We start from the raw sequence: 19,918 nt of genomic DNA, 5'->3' as shown, positions 1-19,918 counted from the left end.
GAGAATAATGGATGACAAGTAAGCCTCTAGAAATTACAGCAGGTTCGGGACAAGTGCTTGGCGCTAACTTTGATGGCCAGGGCGTGAACTTTGCACTGTTTTCGGCCTGCGCTGAGCGAGTTGAGCTGTGTTTGTACGATGAAAGCGGCGAAAACGAAATCGCCCGCTTCGATTTGCCGGAATATACCCATGAAGTGTGGCACGGCTATATTCCCGGCTTGCAGCCCGGCGCGCTCTATGGTTATCGCGTACACGGCCCGTATGAGCCGGAAAATGGCCATCGCTTTAACCCCAACAAACTGTTGCTCGACCCGTACGCGCGCGAACTGGCGGGCGAACTGCAGTGGGATGAGTCGCACTTCGCGTATGACCTGCACGATGACGAGAAGGATTTAAGTTTCGATACCCGCGACAGCGCGCCGTTTACGCCGAAATGCGTGGTCATCGATCCCAATGAATTCGACTGGCAGGATGCCAATCGCCCGAATATTCCGTGGTCGAAAACGGTGATTTATGAAGCGCACGTGAAAGGCTTCAGCCAGCTCAATCCGGCGGTGCCCGAAGAGATGCGCGGCACTTACGATGGTTTAAGCAATCAGGCTTCGATCGATTACATCAAAAGCCTCGGCGTCACCACCGTGGAGCTACTGCCGGTGCACGGTTTCCCGGACGATCAGCACCTGCTGGATCGCGGCCTGAAAAACTTCTGGGGCTACAACACGCTGGCGTTCTTCGCCCCGGCCACACGCTACTTTGGTCCGCGCGGCATTCAGGGCTTCCGCGATATGGTGCGCGCCTTCCACGATGCCGGTATCGAAGTGATTCTTGATGTGGTCTATAACCACACCGCCGAGGGTAATGAACTCGGTCCAACCTTGTCGTTTAAAGGCATCGATAACTACTCCTATTACCGCACGCTGCCGGATCAGCATCGCTACTACATCAATGACACCGGCACCGGCAACACCGTGAATACCTCGCATCCGCGCGTGCTGCAGATGATCCTGGATTCGCTGCGTTATTGGGCCGAATCGATGCACGTTGATGGCTTCCGCTTTGATCTCGGCACCGTGCTAGGACGCGAGCCAGAAGGCTTTGACCAGCGCGGTGGCTTCTTTGACGCCATCATGCAGGATCCGGTGCTGTCCAGGTTGAAGCTGATTGGTGAGCCGTGGGATATCGGGCCGGGCGGCTATCAGGTTGGCGGCTTCCCGCCAGGCTGGGCGGAGTGGAACGATAAGTATCGCGATACGGTGCGTGAGTACTGGAAAGGTGACATGGTCACGAATGATTTCGCCGCGCGCCTGCTCGGTTCCGGCGATCTCTACGACCAACGCGGTCGCCGTCCGTGGGCCAGCATCAACTTCCTTACCGCGCATGATGGCTTCACGCTGAACGATTTGGTGTCGTACAACGAGAAACACAATGAAGCCAACGGTGAAGACAATAACGACGGCCATAACGAGAACCGTTCGTACAACTACGGCGCGGAAGGCCCGACGGACGATGAAGGCATTAACGCGGTGCGCGAGCGGCAGAAACGCAACTTCCTCGCCACGCTGCTGTTCTCCCACGGCACGCCGATGCTGTTGGCGGGCGATGAGTTTGGTCGTAGCCAGCTTGGCAACAACAACGGTTATTGTCAGGACAGCGAAATTTCGTGGCTGCATTGGGAAAACCTGCCGCCTTCCGCTGATGCGCTGCGCGACTTTACCCGGCATGTTCTGGCGTTAAGGGCTAAACAGCCGCTGCTGCGACGTGAGAGCTGGCGCGATGGGATGGAAATCAAATGGTTTAACGCCGGTGGCGGCTTCCAGCAGGCCGATCAATGGGATGATGGCACCACGCTCGGGGTGTATCTCGGTCGCCCGGATTTAGAGACGGAGGAAGGTATCTGGCATGATGTGTTGATGCTGTTTAATCCGTACGAAGGCAACGTGCCGTTCCGTATTCCGCAGTTTGGTGAAGGCGGCTGGGTGCTGGAGCTCTCGACTTCAGAAGGCGTTGAGAAGGGATTGGTGATTACTAAAGAGAAGGATTTCGAGCTGGAAGGCCGCAGTATGGCGCTGTTCCGCAGGCCGTAATGATCAATGAGCCGGTGCGAACCGGCTCATTGTCGTAGGGTCGCCATTCATGGCGACCTGCTACCCAACCAATCAGAAATTAACCTTCACGCCCACCATCGCGCTGGTATCGCTGTAACCTTTATCCCCCATCTGCTGACCAATATTGCCCCACAGATTGACGGTTTTATTCAGCTTGGCATCGACTCCCACTTTCACTTCGCCGAGGTTACGCGCGCCGGCTTGCTGAACGCTGACGCCATTCATGCTGCTGCCGTAGCTTTCGGTGTTATGAACCCAGTTGGCTTCGATAAACGGTTCGAAGGTGCGGTTTTTGCCATCATCAATGGCGTTGTGGCCTTTGATGTAGGCGCGCACACTCAGACGCGTTTGCACGTTGTTATCACCTTCACCGACCACGCGCGTACCGTTGTGCTCTTTATGGTCATCCGCTTTCACGCCCATCCAGGTTGCCTGCGCTTTCGGTTGCAGATAGAAGCTGGAACGCTCGCTCATCTCCGCAACTTTGAAGGCGTAGCCGGCTTCAACGGAGGCGGTAATGCCTTTGGATTTGTAGCTCTCTTCCGCGATGCCATCACCTTTCACGCTGTTATCGAACCAGTTGTAGAGCATCCAGCTATCAACATACGCACCGGTTTTGTCCGCGTTATCCTGCAACCAGGTCGCGTAAACGCCGGTGCTGTAACCGTGCACCTGACCTTTCGACGTGTAACCCGTTACGTTGGAGTGCGTGTTACTTTGCGCATTAACGTAGCCGCCCATCACGCCAAGGTGGAAACGGTCCGCACCGTTGCTGCTCCACTGAGCAATATCGCCGCCCAACTGCATCACATAACGGTTGCCGGTGGTTTTCAGCTGGCCAGAACTATCGCTGAAGCGCGTGTGCCCACCTGCGTTACGCAGCCACAGGCTGGTAGCGTGTTTCTTACCATCTGCGCCGATGTAGTGTGTTTCCCCCAAGCGATCATCCAGCGAAGTGGTGAACAGCGTGTTCGCTGCCGCAAGGTTAGCTGCGTAGCTGCCGGTTTCCGGACGTGTAATCGGTTTGCCTTTAACCGGTACTGCTCCAGAACCACTTCCGATTGGTGCGCCTGAACCGCCGCCAATTGGGGCACCTGAACCGTCACCCACCACCGGAGCGCCAGTGTCGCCACCTACGCCGCCGACCACATCATCACGCAGCACCCATTTATTGCCATCTTGCACTAAATGATAATCGTAGGCGCCCGCCACAATACGCCCCTGCTGAGCAAAGGTACCGTTGACGTTGCCATCGACACGAATCAGTTCGATGCCGTTAATGGTTGGCGCGCCAGTACCGCCCGCATTCTGCACCACAACTTTGCTGTTACCGGTGTAATCGCCGGTAATAATGAGATCGTCCGTGACTGACGCGTCGTCACCTAAATGGGTTTTGAAATCGAGCGTGCCGTTATTACTGGTCAGATTGCCAACCGTGACTTCGCTATAGTCGGTACCCGGCGCCGTCATGTTCAGGGTGCCGTTATCCAGCGTCAGATTATCGACGGCGGAGCTTTTGCTGACATTCCAGGCGCTGCCGTTTGAGACGTTCAGCGTTTCCAGTGAACTCGTCGCCCCGTTCCATACGGAATTGTTGTCGAGGTTGATGATGTTTTTCGCGGTGTTGGCGCGATCAATCACCACATCACCGTTGAATACCGAGCCGTTATCGCCAGTGAGTTCGACATTGCTGACAGTGCCTGAATTACCCACGCCAGCGGATAACAGCGTCGAGCCGGTTAACAGCGATCCTGATGTGGTGACGTTAGTATCGGCAGTGCCAGACACCATCACCGCTGTGCCTTCGCTAGCACTGATCGCGCTGTTGCTCAGGGATAAAGCGTTATTGCTCACCGCATCGGATTGGAACAGTAAGGCAGCACTGTTTGCGCCGGTCAGTGTGATCTGCGAATTGCTCAAATCAACACTGTTGTCGCCAGCGCCCATCCCCATCCAAATACCCGAAGACAATGCCGCGCCATCCTGACCTGCCAGGTTAATGCTGACGCGATCGCCGCTGATGTTGCCACCACTATAGGCAACTAAACCAGCACCGTTAGATGAGTGATTAAATGCCACATTATCGAGTGCAACGCTGGCACCCTCGCTGGAGCGTAATCCGAGCAAGTTGCCGCGATTGCTATTGATCTGGCTATTTTTAATTGTGATATTAGCGCCACTTAAGCGCGCTGAAACGCCTGCTCCCAACGTCGCTAAATTATCTGTCTCCATGGTATCGGCTACATTTTCACCGCTGTTATTGATGATAACGTTTTCTGCAGCGATTTGACCTGAGACAGTTGTTAACCCTTTAACCGCTGTGTTGATGGTGGCATTACGAATATTTATCGCGCTGCCTGCGTTCAATGCCTGAACAGAATCGGTAGGCCCGGTCGTGGTAATGGTGCCACCATCAAAATTCACCACAGCATTGGCACCATTGGCGCGCAAGCCATAAGAGTTGATGCGGTCAGAAAAGATATTGGTGTTAGTCAGATTAACCGTGCCGCCACCGTAAGCTAACACTGCTTCAGCTGAAGCCCCTGACGTAGTGATGTTGCTGTTATTAACGTTCAGGACGCTGCCTGCACCTGATGCTTTAGCTCCATTTGAAAAGTGACCTTCAGCGGTAATCTCACTGTTATTCACCGTCATCTGAGCGCCGCCTGAAGCGAAGAGCGCATGTGCGGTATCACCCGTGGTATGGATGAGGCTGTCACTGATGGCTGTACCGCCAGTTGCTGCCGTGCCAACTACACCAATAGCACCTTCACCTGTGGTGTTGACTGAGCTGTTAGTCAGCGTCATATAGCCATTGGCATTTTGTACGCCATAAGCTGTAGTTCCGTTGGTAGTGATGTATGCACCATCGCCCGTTACATTAGCGCCATCTTTGGTATAGATACCTTGTGCACCATTCGCCGCAGTCTTAATGATGCTGTCAGTGATGGTAACCTTTCCTGCAGTGCCCATGGCGACAACACCGGTCGCACTCGCACCTGTGGTATTAACTGAGCTATTGGTTAGTGTTACATCACCATTACTGCTTTGAATTCCGTACGCCGTACTGCCGTTGGTGGTGATTTGCACGCCATCGGCGCTGACAATTCCCGTATTGGCATAGATCCCTTGTGCACTACTATTTTCGGTAGTGATGGTGCTATTGGTTAACGTGACATTTCCCGCTGTACCTGCAGCCACCACACCAGCAGCGCTCGCACCAGTGGTCTTAATCGAGCTATTAGCCAGAGCCACAGAACCATTACTGGTTTGAATACCGTAGGCGGTTTTGCCGCTGGTGGTGATATGCACACCATCACCGGTTACGCTACCCGCGCCTTTGGCATAGATGCCTTGCGCGTTAGTGCCCGCAGTATTGATCGTGGTGTTATCCAGTTTAATGGTGGCATTGGTATCAACGAAGGCACCAAATCCAGCGGCAGCAGTGGTGGTGACACTACCGTTGCTGAAATTAATTACACCATTGTTAGTGGCACTCAATCCACGCGCAAACTCACCTGAACCGGTCGCGGTAATATCCTGACCGTCATAAGTCAGGGTTGCACCATTTGCGATAATTGATACGGCAAATACAGAGGGCGACGCTAAGGCCATTGCCAGAGCAACCCCAGAAACAGCAAACGTTTTATAAGTTGAGTTACCTGCCGTAACAGCTGAGGAACTTGATTTAACTTTGCCCTTAGCCAGTTCTGAAGCCACAACAAAACGCTGCATCGCTGCATTCCAGACCACACGAAATACTTTATTCATAGGATTTACTCTCTCTATACCCAGCAATTTTTAACCATTGCCGAAATGATAAAGAGCGGGTCTGTAGGAAAATATCGGAGAGCAAGCCGAGTCTTGTAGTCCATTACTTATCACGCATCTGAATCAGTCATCAGTGTGGGATGATGTTAATAATTGGTGTGATAAATAACCGAAGGCATAAATCCTCGATAAAAAAATTAACTAATTTCCTCAAACTGCCGATGGTTATTAATCTGCCCTCTACCCTGTGCTGTCAAAGCCGGGATGCCTTAAGATTAAGGATAATAAAATGAACATCTCCCAACGTCTGTTTGCCACCTTTTCCATACTGTTTGCTGCCATCATCCTACAAGCTGTGCTCGCCATTTCTCTGCTTTCAGGTTTTCAGGATCGTTTTGAATACGTACAGGCCAATGCGATTCCCTCGATCAAAGATCTGGGAAAACTGATTGATGGCAGTAACCAGCTGGCGTTAACGCTGTACAAACACAAAAGCCAGACCGACGACAGTAAAATGCCGGCGATTGAGGGTGAGATCCAAAAACAGCTGGCGGATTTGAAATCACAAACCGATTACTACATGGCTAACGATATCTCCAATGATGAAGATAAGCGCTTAACGGAAGTTGCTTACACCAATATTGAGCATGTCATCGCCGCGCTTCCGCCCTTCTTAGCGGCATCACGCGCCCATCAGAATGACATCAGTCTGGATTTGATCACCGGACAAACCGGCATCGGTGCCGCAATCCGACAGCTGATTAGTGATTATCAAAAACAGCTACAGCTGAATATCACCATCGGCGATGAACTGCGCGCCACCAACCGCAGCACCTTCCATTCGGTGCTGTGGACCACCATTGCTGGCGTTATCGCGACCGTGCTGATTTTTGGTGTGCTGTCGCTGTTCACCGTACTGCGCATTCGTCGCAGCTTGTCTGCGGCAGGCAAGGTGATGATGGCGGCCAGCGAGAACCTCGATTTAACCTTGAAGGCGGATGAAAGTCGTCGTGATGAAGTGGGCAATATGGCGCACTCGTTTAACGTCTTGATGGATCGCGTATCAGGCGCCCTCTCGTCCGTGCGTCAGGCATCACAATCGGTTAGTAGCGCATCGGTACAGATCACCGCTGGCAATGAAGATCTCTCATCACGTACAGAACAGCAGGCGGCATCGTTGGAACAAACCGCCGCCAGCATGACTGAGCTGAGTGAAACGGTACGTCAAACCGCCGATAACACCCGCCAGGCGAGTCAGCTTGCCGCCAACGCCAGCGGATTATCGGAGAAGAGCAGCACATCACTGACCACCATGCTTTCAACCATGGATAACATTCGTGGTAGCTCGCGCAAAGTGACCGAAATTGTCTCGATCATTGAAGGCATTGCTTTCCAGACCAATATTTTGGCGCTGAATGCTGCCGTTGAAGCCGCGCGTGCCGGGGAACATGGCAAAGGATTCGCCGTGGTAGCCGGTGAAGTGCGTAGCTTATCGCAGCGTTCCACCACCGCCGCGCGCGAAATAAAGACGCTGATTGAAGAGTCCCATCGTTTGACCGAAGCCGGTGCCGCGCAGGCCAGCGACGTCGGCCGCAATATGAGCGTGATGAACGATGCGATTCATCAGGTGAGCCAGCTGGTGGAAGAGATTGCCGCCGCCGCCGTTGAGCAGAGCCAGGGCATTGTGCAGGTGCAGCAAGCGGTGAATCAGATGGACGATGTCACGCAACAGAACGCTGCGCTGGTGGAAGAAGCTTCTGCCGCTTCGCAGTCGCTGCAGGAGCAAGCCGGGAATCTGAATCAGCTGGTGGGTAAATTCCATGTTGCGGGTGCAGGCGAGGTTAATCAGACGCAGGCTGTGGTGCATAAGGCTTCATACGTTAAGCCATCGCGCGTTGCGGTGGTGAATGATGCGGATTGGCAGAGTTTTTAAGGTGTTTTAACCGGTGCGCATGAATGCGCACCCTACGGCAATGTAGGGTCGCCATTCATGGCGACCTATTTTCATTTGCCTGGCAAACTTTTCAATATCTACTCCGCTATTAGTCGTTCCACTCCTCTCTTTTGAACAAAAATTAGCGTTCATCCCGCTGTAATCTGGCTACCTGTCATTCAGGGAGGATGATTATGGATACGGTTGAGCAGCTTAATGGGACGTACTTCTACAAAGGAGTCAGCAATGTTTCGGCTGGCGAGTTATTTTTTTGGATATTGTTGGAAAAAATTGATGAGCATGTTGGCGGCATAAATAACATTGTTGCGGTGAGCAGCATTATTCTTGGTCTTCCTCTTCTTAGTACACGAGGTAAGCCCGGCAATGCTACGCCTGGCACTTCAATTGCTTCTAAATATTCACGTCAATTGTTGAACGTGAAATTACCCCGTCCCTTGCCAACATTTACTAACACTAGCATTAAGTTACTCAAGCCTATGTGGACCAACAATCTTGGTGCTTTTGTTGGTCGTACTGTTCCTGTTGTAGGATGGGCATTACTGACAAATGATGTCGCTCGAATAGTTTATAAAACAGTATCAACCTATAACATGATCGTCAGAGAAGAAGATCGAGTATGGTAGATGAACAACAAGTATTAGACTTTTTCCGAGAAGAGCTTTCTCTTATGACCACATGGAGATTAAAACCCATCCAGATTGAATTTGATACTCCTCTTCAGGGCTATGCCGGATGGGATGAGTTACCTTATGCGATTGAGGATTTTGGAAAAAAATATAATGTCGATACAACAGTAATAAATTTTGACGCTTATTATCCCTGGAAAACAGAAACAGTTTTCCGAAAATACTTTTCGAAGGAACCCATACAACAAACCGTGAAGCCACTAACTGTCCGTATGTTCGCGGAATCGGCAAAGGCTGGGCGTTGGTTGTACAACTAACTAAGGAGATTCAAATGGCTATACCTGTTCACATGTTTATCAAAGATGATGGCGGAGCGGTCATCAGAGGCGGTTCAGATGTCATGCATCGTGAAGGCAGCATTGAATTACGTGGTGTGCAGCATCTTCTCTCTATTCCAACCGACAACAACACTGGGAAGCTAACAGGGACGCGGCAACATGCTCCGTTTATGTTCGAAAAAGAAATTGATTCCGCATCCCCTTATTTATATAAAGCGGTGGCAACGGGTCAAACGTTAAAGGAGGCTGAAATTAAGTGGTATCGAATCAGTGACGCCGGTCAAGAAGAAGAGTACTTCAATATATTAATGGAAGATGTAAAGGTCATATCCATATCGCCGATCATGCATGATACGCGTAATTGTCCTGGAACCGGACATATGGAAAGCGTTGCGCTTCGTTATGCGAAGATCACGTGGAAATATGTTGATGGCAACATTCAATACACCGATGCATGGAATGAGAGGCCAACAGCCTAAAGCCGGAAGTGAAATTATTGAAAAGAGATTTATCGCAACCTAATTGATGCCGTAATCCTGCATATATAAAGCGCAGGATTTCGGCACAAAATCCAAATATTCTCAGACCTTCAGCATTTTCACAGTGGCATCAATATCGATTTCATCTGCCGTGAAAATTAAGGTTGTTCCCTGAAAAGTGGTAATCGCCAGTTTTTTTAGTGAGCGGACTTCATCCGGCTTAACATCAGTTTTCGGCTTGATGCTATTCATCAAAATACCAACAGACAGCACGGTATTCTCTTTATCGATACGCGTCTCAACCGGTACTTCTTCGCTGTAAACCACGTAAGACTTGATCGACGTAAGCTTAAGACGCTCACCTGCAATATAGATATATTTGCTCTCGGGCGAGACTTTCACCGCATAGGCTGACAAACCCTTGTTATTAGTTGTCGGCTCGAATGTCACCGCCGCATCTTTCTTGATCAGCTCAGGGTTAGCGACCTTAATCACATGGAAATAGCGGTTATCGCCATTTTCATCTTTGATAAATCCAAAACCTTTATCCTGAAACCAGGTTGTGATCGTTCCGTTCATCGCCATTGCCGCCTACCTAATCGTTATCTACTCAGTTTTTTCAGCGCGCAGTGTAAAGCACATTGCCTGCGCAGACCACGTCTTTGCTGTAAGTCTGGACGATAATTTTTGGCTATGCGAGTGCTTATCCGCCAGATTCGCCAGCTAGTTGAAAATTCGCTATTATCCGCCTCCCTTCCTCAGCCGGGCGTTTTGATGTCTACCATTATCGATCACTTTATTGCCCCGCCATGCGATGACGAAATTGAGATTCTCTATCAGGATGAACATCTGCTGCTAATCAATAAGCCTGCTGGCTTGCTCAGCCTGTCGGGGAAAAATCCGCTCAATCTCGATTCAGTGCATCATCGGTTAGTAAAGCTGTTCCCCGGCTGTACGCTGGTGCATCGGCTGGATTTCGGTACTTCGGGGTTAATGGTGATTGCCCGCAACAAGTCGATTAATGCCGCATTGTGCCAGCAGTTCAGCCAGCGCAGCGTGACCAAGATTTATCGCGCGCTGTTGTGCGGGCATCTGGCTGATGATGAAGGTGTGATCGACGCGCCAATTGCTAAAGATCCGGCGCTGTTTCCGCTGATGACGATTTGCGCAGTCAATGGCAAACCTGCTCGCTCACGTTATCGCATCATTGAGCGCACGCATGAAGGGATGCTGCCATTAACGCGGGTAGAACTCACGCCAGAAACGGGACGCACCCATCAACTGCGCATTCACTGCCAGCAGTTGGGCCATCCGATTTTGGGTTGCGATCTGTATGGCGGGCGCTTGCTGCCAGGAAGCGAACAAACGCCGCGATTGATGTTACACGCCAGCGAGTTGAATTTTATTCATCCGGTAAGCGGTGAGTCTGTAAACGTCAGCAATGCCTGCCCATTCTGACAGCGCAACCGGCGTTTTTATTACCACATCAAATCATCTGGCACTTTGAAATCAGCGTACGGATCGTCTTCATCCTGCTCTTCCTGACTCAACGCACTGTTCAATACGATACTGCTTGCATCTCGCTGTGCGATTTTATCCGCAACGCTGGCAGGAATAATCGCGTATTGACTCTCACCATTGCTATCAACGCTCAGTCGCGCGATGGCAAGGCGGCCATTAATCAGCTGCGTCTGGGTCAGCTTATCCACGTCGATTTTTTTGATCAGATTATTGTCGGTGAAATTAAAACCAATATTGCCTTTTGAAATATCGATTTTGTTCATTTCGATCAGTTGCTTAACCTGCGCTTTATACTCTTTAGCTAATGTCGCCTGTTTTTGCTGTTCACTCAGCTGCTTATCACGCTCAAGCTGCGCCTTTTTATTCTCTTCCACCGCTTCTCTGGCCTCACGAGCCTGAACGCGTGATTTTTTAGCGGTTCGTTGGACCTTGTCCATTTTTTTGCTGCTGACTAAGCCTGCTTTCAGCATTTGCTCTTGTAAGGTGAGTTTTGCCATTTTCGTGTCTGACCCGTTAAAAAATTTGGGAAGAGTATACCTGCAATGATGAAGTCTGTGCCAGACCGCACGGGCTGACTGCTGAACGCACGATTTTCATCATCACTCTCATCATGAAATTCCTTCATGTTCGATGAAATTAAATCACTTTTTTTCAACCAGTGACTCAGGCATAAAAGTACCATCGTTAATAACTTAAAATAATATGAAGCCTGCTGATTGAGAGTACCCGATAAGAACATGGGGAAAGCCTAAAAAACCTAGCCACAGCAAGGCCTTATATTTATAACCAGGACAGCAGACTAAAATGAATAACGCCTTTACTTTTACGGTTAAGAGCCTTCGTTTCGACGAAAATTACAATCCTTCTGGCAATACACGTATCACCACCAACTTTGCGAATCTGGCCCGGGGTGAGAAGCGTCAGGAGAATCTGCGCAACGCGTTGGTGATGATTGATAACCGCTTCAATTCTCTGGCGCATTGGGACAATCCGAAAAGCGATCGTTACGCGGTTGAGCTGGAGATTATTACCGCTGAACTGAATCTCGGTGCTGAAGGCAATGGCAATACCTTCCCGGTCATTGAAATATTGAAAACCAATATCGTTGATAAAAAAACCAACGAGCGCATCGAAGGGATTGTAGGCAATAACTTCTCTTCTTACGTGCGTGATTATGATTTCAGCGTTGTATTGTCAGAGCATAATAAGAGTCACACTGAATTCCGTACGCCAGATAACTTTGGCGACCTGCATGGGAATATCTTCAAAAACTTCGTTAACTCAGACGCATACAAAGCTAACTTCAATAAAGCACCGGTTATCTGCCTGAGCGTATCAAGTAAAAACACCTATTATCGTACCGGTAATGTACATCCGGTACTGGGCATCGAATATCAGCAGGATGAACTCTCACTGACTGATGAATATTTCGGAAAAATGGGCCTGCGGGCGCGTTATTTCATGCCGGCAAACAGTGCTGCGCCATTGGCTTTCTATTTCCATGGCGATTTACTCAGTGATTACACCAATCTTGAGCTTATCGGTACCATCAGCACCATGGAGACGTTCCAAAAGATTTACCGTCCTGAGATTTACAATGCTAACTCGGCCGCCGGTAATCAGTATCAGCCAAGCTTAAATCATCAGGATTATTCTTTAACGCGAATTGTTTATGATCGAGAAGAACGTAGCCATTTGGCAGTTGAACAAGGGAAGTTCACGGAAGAGCGCTTTATTAAGCCTTACCAAACTATTCTTGAGCAATGGTTTGCTACTCCCGTTCTTTGATCACCCATAAAAATATAAGGTCACCTGCTATGAAAAAATTATTACCGACTTCCACTGCTGGTAGTTTGCCAAAACCATCGTGGCTGGCTCAGCCCGAAACATTGTGGTCGCCGTGGAAATTGCAAGATCAGGAATTAACCGACGGTAAACAAGATGCGCTGCGTTTGTGCCTGGAAGATCAACAACAGGCAGGTATTGATATCGTCAGTGATGGCGAACAAACGCGTCAGCACTTTGTTACCACCTTTATTGAACATCTCAACGGCGTGGATTTTGAGAAGCGCGAGATCGTAAAAATCCGCGATCGTTATGATGCCAGTGTTCCAACCGTTGTGGGTCCGGTAAGTCGTCAAAAGTCGGTGTTCGTTGAAGATGCTAAGTTTTTGCGCCAGCAAACTGACCGTCCAATTAAATGGGCGCTGCCGGGTCCAATGACCATGATCGACACGCTTTATGACAACCATTATAAAAGCCGTGAAAAACTGGCATGGGAATTCGCTAAAATTCTCAATGAAGAAGCCAAAGAGTTAGAAGCGGTGGGCGTCGATATTATTCAGTTTGATGAGCCGGCATTTAATGTGTTCTTCGACGAAGTGAATGATTGGGGTATCGCTACCCTGGAAAGAGCCATCGAAGGGCTGAAATGCGAAACCGCTGTGCATATTTGCTACGGTTATGGCATCAAAGCGAATACCGACTGGAAAAAGACGTTGGGCACCGAGTGGCGTCAATATGAAGAGATCTTCCCTAAACTGCAGAAGTCGAATATTGATATCATCTCACTGGAATGCCAAAACTCACATGTGCCGATGGAATTGATGGAACTGATTCGCGGCAAAAAAGTGATGGTTGGTGCCATTGACGTGGCAAGCAATACCATTGAAACGCCTGAAGAAGTTGCCGCGACGCTGCGCAAAGCGCTGCAGTTTGTCGACGCCGACAAACTCTATCCTTGCACCAACTGCGGCATGATTCCTTTGCCGCGAGGCGTGGCAAGAGGCAAGCTGGATGCATTAAGCGCCGGTGCGGAGATTGTGCGTAAAGAGCTGCTGAATAAATAACGCGGCCAAATAGCACCATATACAAAACTCGGTCCGGGATATGACAGTCATTCCCGGACCGAGCAGCTGAATCATTATTTGTTAACCTGCCCACCCGACTTTCTGAAATCAATCACCATCGTTTGACCATCCTGAAAGGCGTCAAAATCCGGTCCCTGCGAAAGATATTCACGCGGTTTAATGACTCTCATCTCTTCGGTTGCGTTCACCGCTTTCAACCTCAAACCAGCGTTTTTAATCAAAGCCAGCCAAATCCACGGTTCAGACTCACCCAGCATTTTCATTCGTATATGATCGATGATGGGGAAATTACGAATATTAGTTTGTACTTCAGGGGCATCATTCAGCTGACCAACAAACGCCAGAGAATCAATCGATTGTGCGCCAGGAGCCGACAGCGAGATTTTAATCTGATTCATCACATCCATTTGGTAACGCTGGTCATTCACCACCGTGTTGAAAGTTATTGACATCACCACCAGATGATAAAACAGGAAAATGATACTGAATCCCGCCAGCCAGTTTTTTATTGCAGGTAAAGCAAGCACGGATACGTAGAAACAGAACAGGAAAGTTATGCTGCAGGCGCCCAACATGCGTGGCGCAAATAAGGGAGTGGCTAATGCCAAAGAAAGACCGGGGATAGCGATGATGACGATCAATCCTGCACTCAACATCAAAATGGCCGCGCTTACCGTCAATTTCCGCTGCTGTTTTAAGTTGCGTGCCATCAAAATAAGGCCTGAAAAAAGCATCAACAAAGGCAACAATAAAAGTATCATCAGGCCGCGCGGATAGGCGCTAAGAAAAAGGCGACTAAACGTTTTAATCGTCTCGATGATGACTGGCAAAGACTCTGAATTGGGCAGTAACAGCTTGCTGTGTTTCATGCTGTACCAGTCGATCTTAACCGGCAATAAATAATTCATCGCCAGTTTATAGACCAGAATGGCAATGCCCAGCGCCACTATTTTCCCGGCCAGCCACGTCCATGTAGATTGATCATTATTCAACCGTGAAATAGCCAGCAACGCTACGCAAGCAATATAGACATTAAGTCCTGGCTGATAGAGCGTCTGAATCAGCAGTAATATTAGCGCCGTGTAAATGACCTCCTGAAACGGCTTCGATCGGTTCACCATGCTTGCCAGCATCGCGCCCGCGAATGACAAAAGAATGGTGAGGCTGTCAAAGGTATACAGCATTCCCTGCGCCAGAAAGGGATTGAGCACCACAAAAAGCGGCGGCACAAATGACCAGTAGCCAATCAGGGGAATTTTAAGTTTTTCAGTGAAGAAAACAGCTGCAACACTCAGCACCAGCAATCCAAGCAGTAAATTAAGCGGAGAAACATCGCTGACCGTATTACCAAAAGAGACCAAAGCCTCTAATAACCAGGTGCCCGGTCTTCCGTTGCTCATCCACACTGACCGATCCCCATCCAGTATCCGGTAAAGGTCATCCCGATAATAAATTTTGTGAGTCCAGACAGGCAGAGTAGCGAGCATGGCAACCATCATGGTCAAAGCGATACGCTGCATCCGGCTTGCCGACGGAGGATCATTTACGGGCATCATTTTATTAGCGAATTTCCATCGATCTGGGGCGGGCGGAATTTATTTCCGCGTAGATACAACCTAGTGTAGGAGGTTTTTTTAGAAGGGATGCTCAGGGATGATAAACATCATTGGCAGGTTTGGGCTGTGCGGATAACATGTCACTTTATCTCCTTCTAACAGGCAACATCGGCATGGCTCTGATCCCTAAAAACTACACGCGGCTGGAAAGCGGCTATCGTGAAAAAGCATTAAAAATCTATCCGTGGGTATGCGGCCGCTGCTCGCGCGAATTTGTCTATTCCAATCTGCGCGAATTAACCGTTCATCACATCGATCACGATCACACCAATAATCCGGAAGATGGCAGTAACTGGGAGTTGTTGTGCCTGTATTGTCACGACCACGAACATTCGAAGTACACCGAAGCGGATCAGTACGGTACAACGGTTGTAGCAGGGGAAGATGCGCAAAAAGATGTCGGTGAAGCCACCTATAATCCGTTTGCCGATTTGAAGTCGATGTTGAATAAGAAGAAGTAAGGTTATTGTTTGAGACAGAGGTCGCCATGAATGGCGACCCTACGAACGCCCATTGCGCGTACCCGCCAAATTACCGTAGGGTCGCCATTTATGGCGACCGATTTACGCTTACTTATTAGTCTTCGTACTATTACTGAACTGCTCGGTAAGATAGTTGCTGGTGTTATTCAGCACGCTAACCATCTTATCCAGATTGGTGAACTGCTTTTTATAACGCGCGATAGTGTCATCGATACGTTTGCTGGCGGTATTGTACTGATCGGTCAGCGTATTCAGTTTTTTACTGATGGTATCCGTCGCGCCCTGCAGCACACCTTTGCTGCTAAGGAACGCGGTGAAGGTGGTGTTCAGCACCGTCGAAACACCGGTTTTTTTGCCATCGCCGGCGAACATGTCTCGGATCGCTTCAGGCTTCACCTGCAAACTGGTGGTCAATTTGGCGGCATCCAGATTGAGCTTACCGCTGGTCGGATCGGTAGTAATACCCGCCTGCGATAACGTCTTGTAGACGTTGGAACCCGAGCTGTTAGCCAGAATGCTTTTCATCTGCACCTGAATGTTACGCAATGTGCCATCGCCAAGCAGCGCACCATTTTTGCCATCCGGGTCTTTACCCGCGTCCACCGCCGTATATTTGGTCAAACTCGCCATCGTATCCTGCAGCGAGTTATAGGCATTTACCCAATCGGTAATAGCGGTTTTCGCCTTGTTGGTATCGCTGCTTACCGTCAGCGTTTGGTTGCCGCTGGTTTCATCGTTGAGTTTTAGCGTGATGCCTTCCACTGCGTCGGTGATCACGTTGCTGCTGCTCTCAATCGCAACATTATTCACGGTCAGCTTGGCGTTCTGCGCCTCGACGCTTTGCGTCATGCCGCTGCTGCCAGCATTTGTCGCATCAAAGCCGATAAAGTCGTGCAAGGTATCATCGCCGGTCACGCTCAGCGATTTCACCGCATTGCCGGTGCCGGATGCAGATGAAGTCAGTGACAAACGGTATTCAGTGGCCGACACCTTAATCAGGCTGGCGGTGACGCCAACGTCGGACTTGTTGATGGTGTCACGAATGGCGGAAAGCGAGGTCTGATCTTTGGTCAGCGTAATGCTCTTCTCTTTACCTTCCGCAGTGACAAATTTCAGGGTTCGGGAATCAGCATCGCTACCAATCGCCGCTTTGATATCGGTTTTGGCATCGCTGGTTAGCGTTTGCGATTGTGCCAGCTTCTGCACGCTGATGGTGTATTTTCCGGCCAGCGCATTGCCGTTGGAATCGGCGCTAAACGCTGTTGAGCTGGATGCGGTGGTCGTCGAGGTATACAGGGCGGCATCGTTTAATTTGTTGTTTGCCGTCTGGAAAGTCTGAATCGCGGTTTTGAGCGTGCCATAGGCAGACAACTTGGCGGTCGCCGCCGATTGTTGCTTAGAAATCGGTGCCAGCGATTGCTTCTCTGCCGCAGTCAGTTTGTCGAGGATGGTGCTTAAACCCAGTCCTGAACCGACGCCTAATGTTGAAATCCCAGTCATGAACGCAACTCCTGTTAATTTAACGTTACGGTACTATCGGCAGCCTTAACGCAAACTTTATAAAAATCTGATCATTTCCTTACGCTATCCTTACAAACATAAAATGCCGCGTCGTTAGCGTCTGATTGCCAATGATTAATCGCGCTGGAAATATGATGCATTTCACATTTAACTGTCGCTGTGCTTGTCGGGAAAGCTCAGCCGATTATGATCTTGCGAGATTGTTACTGCGTTCAGCGCAGGCAAAACCTGACACGCCGTCCTCCCGGTGGGTCAGGTTTTTTATTTTCAGGGCAGATAAAATGAAAATCGCGAAAATCCTCAACAACAATGTCGCGGTAGTGCTGGGCGACAACGGCAAAGAACAGGTTGTGATGGGACGCGGTTTGGCGTTTCAGAAACGCGTCGGCGACGATCTGGATGCACAGCAGATCGAAAAAGTGTTTGCGCTGCAAAGTGATACGTTGACGGGCCGGCTCAGCGAATTGCTGTCGGATATTCCGCTTGAGGTGATCACCACCAGCGAACTGATCATTGCCAATGCGCGTCAACAGCTGGGCCAACCGCTGCATGAAAGTCTCTCAATCGCGCTGTGCGATCACTGCCATTTTGCAATCGAACGCCATCAGCAAGGCATCCCGATTCGCAACGTCTTGAAGTGGGAAATTAAAACGCTCTATCCAAAAGAGTTTTCATTGGGCATCGAAGCGCTAGCGCTGATTCACAAACGGCTGGGCGTGGAGTTACCTGAAGATGAGGCCGGATTTATCGCGCTCCATCTGGTGAATGCGCAACTCGGCAGCGATTTCGCCGATGTATCGCACATAACGCAATTTATGCAGGAGATCCTGCATATCGTGAAGTATCGTCTGCAACTGGATTACCGCACCGAGAGCTTGAGTTACAACCGCTTCGTCAACCATCTGAAGTTCTTTGCACAACGTATGTTGGGCAAACGCGGCGCGTGGAGCGAGGATGAATCTCTGCATGATGTGGTGCGTGACAAATATCCGCTCGCCTATCAATGTGCGGTGAAAATCGACCAGCATATTCAGCAGAAATATCTGTATGAGCTCTCCAGCGAGGAACGCATGTTCCTCACCATTCATATTGAGCGGGTACGCAAAGAGACGCTGGCGCTGCAGGATGATGCGGACGAGGCGTAAACCAGGTGCGCATCAATGCGCACTCTACAAAAAACGCGTCAATCCTTTGTAGGGTCGCCATTAATGGCGACCACCAACCCACTTACTTCAACGCTTCACCATGACTGCGAATCACGTCCTGATACCAGAAGAAGCTCTTCTTACGCGAACGCGCCAGCGTACCGTTGCCCGCATCATCGCGGTCCACGTAGATAAAGCCGTAACGTTTGGAGAACTCGGCTTTTGATGCGCTGACCAAATCGATCGGTCCCCAGCAGGTATAACCCAATACCTCCACGCCATCTTCAATCGCTTCACGCACCTGCACCAGATGATCGTTGAGATATTGAATACGGTAATAGTCGTTAATTTGCCCGTCCGCTTCCACCACATCTTTAGCGCCAAGCCCGTTTTCCACGATAAACAGCGGCTTCTGATAGCGGTCATACAGGATGTTAAGCAGAATGCGCAGCCCTTCTGGATCGATCTGCCAGCCCCAATCGGAGCTCGGCAAGTGCGGGTTCGGCACCATCGAGAGAATGTTGCCGCGCGCTTTCTGGTTCTCCTCTTCATTGGTGGTGACGCAGCCGGTCATGTAGTAGCTGAAGGAGATGTAATCGACGGTGTTTTGCAGGTCGCGCTTATCTTCATCAGTGATCTCGATGCTGATGCCGCGATCGGCAAAGAAGCGTTTCATATAGGCCGGATACGCACCGCGCACCTGTACATCGCCAAAGAACAGCCATTCGCGGTTCTGCTGTAAGGTTTCCAGCACGTCAGCCGGACGGCAGCTCAGCGGATAGAGCAGCGCACCCAGCAGCATGTTGCCGATTTTGCCGTCCTTAACGATTTCATGGCAGGCTTTCACCGCGCGTCCGCTCGCCACCAGCTGATGATGAATCGCCTGATAGATTGCCTGCTGATCGCTCTCTTCTGCCAAACCCACGCCGGTGAATGGCGCGTGCAGCGACATGTTGATTTCGTTAAAGGTCAGCCACAGTTTCACCTTGTGCTGGAAGCGGGTAAACACCGCGCGCGCATAGCGTTCAAAGCAATCGATGGTGATGCGATTGCCCCAGCCGCCGTACTTTTTGATCAAGCCATACGGCATCTCATAATGCGACAGCGTCACCAGCGGCGTAATGTTGTATTTGGCCATCTCATCGAACAGGCGATCGTAATAGGCCAGGCCTGCTTCGTTAGGTTCCGCTTCATCACCCTGCGGGAAGATGCGCGTCCAGGCAATCGAGGTACGCAGCACGGTAAAGCCCATTTCGGCGAACAGTTTGATGTCTTCCGGGAAGCGATTATAGAAATCGATGGCAGTATCTTTGATGCCAAAATCGTCACCGCTGCGCTCGACGCGCGCACCGAAAATGCCTTTGGGTTGCAGGTCGGACGTCGATAAACCTTTGCCACCTTCCTGATACGCGCCTTCAACCTGGTTGGCGGCCACGGCGCCGCCCCATAAAAATCCGTCCGGGAAACGTTTAGTCATCTGCTTGCTCCTC

16 protein-coding genes are annotated in these 19,918 nt (G+C 50.1%); 10 read left to right on the top strand and 6 right to left on the bottom strand.

The genetic code is table 11. The features are described 5' to 3' along the window. Positions 1-11 precede the first annotated feature (11 nt). Entirely contained in the window at positions 12-2,084 is a 2,073-nt protein-coding gene (gene glgX, locus NR302_RS20475) for a glycogen debranching protein GlgX (RefSeq protein WP_258145646.1), read from the top strand. Positions 2,085-2,156: 72 nt separating this feature from the next. On the opposite strand, the gene NR302_RS20470 is transcribed toward glgX, so the two are convergent. Further along, the gene (locus NR302_RS20470) at positions 2,157-5,876 is read right to left on the bottom strand and encodes an autotransporter outer membrane beta-barrel domain-containing protein (RefSeq protein ID WP_258145645.1); all 3,720 of its coding nucleotides are present in this window, start codon (positions 5,874-5,876) and stop codon (positions 2,157-2,159) included. A 289-nt stretch (positions 5,877-6,165) separates the two neighbouring features. Between NR302_RS20470 and NR302_RS20465 the strand changes: the two genes are divergently transcribed. The 4 genes from NR302_RS20465 (at position 6,166) to NR302_RS20450 (ending at position 9,273) form a co-directional block, all read left to right on the top strand. Continuing rightward, complete coding sequence (locus NR302_RS20465) at positions 6,166-7,809, top strand: methyl-accepting chemotaxis protein (RefSeq protein WP_258145644.1); 1,644 nt, start codon at positions 6,166-6,168, stop codon at positions 7,807-7,809. Positions 7,810-8,003: 194 nt separating this feature from the next. Next, positions 8,004-8,453, top strand: a complete 450-nt coding sequence (locus tag NR302_RS20460; RefSeq protein ID WP_258145643.1) for an STM2901 family protein — start codon at positions 8,004-8,006, stop codon at positions 8,451-8,453. Continuing rightward, entirely contained in the window at positions 8,447-8,773 is a 327-nt protein-coding gene (locus NR302_RS20455; RefSeq protein WP_258145642.1) for a DUF1493 family protein, read from the top strand. Before NR302_RS20460 ends, NR302_RS20455 begins: the two co-directional genes overlap by 7 nt. A gap of 14 nt (positions 8,774-8,787) precedes the next feature. Then, positions 8,788-9,273: a type VI secretion system tube protein TssD gene (locus NR302_RS20450; RefSeq protein WP_154194349.1), complete on the top strand. Its 486-nt coding sequence runs from the start codon at positions 8,788-8,790 to the stop codon at positions 9,271-9,273. Between the two features lie 102 nt (positions 9,274-9,375). On the opposite strand, the gene NR302_RS20445 is transcribed toward NR302_RS20450, so the two are convergent. Then, positions 9,376-9,858, bottom strand: coding sequence for a cold-shock protein (locus NR302_RS20445; RefSeq protein WP_008106338.1), 483 nt, complete (start codon positions 9,856-9,858; stop codon positions 9,376-9,378). A gap of 189 nt (positions 9,859-10,047) precedes the next feature. Here NR302_RS20445 and NR302_RS20440 point away from each other — a divergent pair, with 189 nt between their 5' ends. Then, complete coding sequence (locus NR302_RS20440) at positions 10,048-10,731, top strand: RluA family pseudouridine synthase (protein WP_258145641.1); 684 nt, start codon at positions 10,048-10,050, stop codon at positions 10,729-10,731. A gap of 20 nt (positions 10,732-10,751) precedes the next feature. Here NR302_RS20440 and NR302_RS20435 read toward each other — a convergent pair whose 3' ends face one another. Then, positions 10,752-11,291, bottom strand: coding sequence for a DUF2058 domain-containing protein (locus NR302_RS20435; RefSeq protein ID WP_154156752.1), 540 nt, complete (start codon positions 11,289-11,291; stop codon positions 10,752-10,754). 307 nt (positions 11,292-11,598) lie between these two features. Between NR302_RS20435 and NR302_RS20430 the strand changes: the two genes are divergently transcribed. Both NR302_RS20430 and NR302_RS20425 read left to right on the top strand, forming a co-directional pair. Further along, entirely contained in the window at positions 11,599-12,582 is a 984-nt protein-coding gene (locus tag NR302_RS20430; protein WP_008106329.1) for a DUF1852 domain-containing protein, read from the top strand. A gap of 29 nt (positions 12,583-12,611) precedes the next feature. Next, positions 12,612-13,643, top strand: a complete 1,032-nt coding sequence (locus tag NR302_RS20425) for a methionine synthase (RefSeq protein WP_008106326.1) — start codon at positions 12,612-12,614, stop codon at positions 13,641-13,643. 74 nt (positions 13,644-13,717) lie between these two features. Here the strand turns inward: NR302_RS20425 and NR302_RS20420 are convergent, their stop codons facing one another. Further along, positions 13,718-15,220 (bottom strand): glucosyltransferase domain-containing protein, encoded by a 1,503-nt coding sequence (locus tag NR302_RS20420; protein ID WP_258145640.1) that lies wholly within the window; start codon positions 15,218-15,220, stop codon positions 13,718-13,720. Positions 15,221-15,393: 173 nt separating this feature from the next. Between NR302_RS20420 and yajD the strand changes: the two genes are divergently transcribed. Further along, positions 15,394-15,741: an HNH nuclease YajD gene (gene yajD, locus NR302_RS20415; RefSeq protein WP_034460453.1), complete on the top strand. Its 348-nt coding sequence runs from the start codon at positions 15,394-15,396 to the stop codon at positions 15,739-15,741. A 108-nt stretch (positions 15,742-15,849) separates the two neighbouring features. On the opposite strand, the gene fliD is transcribed toward yajD, so the two are convergent. Next, entirely contained in the window at positions 15,850-17,262 is a 1,413-nt protein-coding gene (fliD, locus tag NR302_RS20410) for a flagellar filament capping protein FliD (RefSeq protein WP_258145639.1), read from the bottom strand. 302 nt (positions 17,263-17,564) lie between these two features. Between fliD and licT the strand changes: the two genes are divergently transcribed. Next, on the top strand, positions 17,565-18,428 hold the full coding sequence (gene licT / locus NR302_RS20405; protein ID WP_258145638.1) for a BglG family transcription antiterminator LicT: 864 nt from the start codon (positions 17,565-17,567) through the stop codon (positions 18,426-18,428). Between the two features lie 82 nt (positions 18,429-18,510). On the opposite strand, the gene NR302_RS20400 is transcribed toward licT, so the two are convergent. Continuing rightward, entirely contained in the window at positions 18,511-19,905 is a 1,395-nt protein-coding gene (locus NR302_RS20400; RefSeq protein WP_308714012.1) for a 6-phospho-beta-glucosidase, read from the bottom strand. Between the last annotated feature and the right edge of the window lie 13 nt (positions 19,906-19,918).

Origin of the sequence: Pantoea sp. SOD02 (genome assembly GCF_024707505.1) — a bacterium.
Lineage (GTDB): Bacteria > Pseudomonadota > Gammaproteobacteria > Enterobacterales > Enterobacteriaceae > Pantoea > Pantoea symbiotica.
This window is presented reverse-complemented; position numbering and strand designations above follow the sequence as displayed.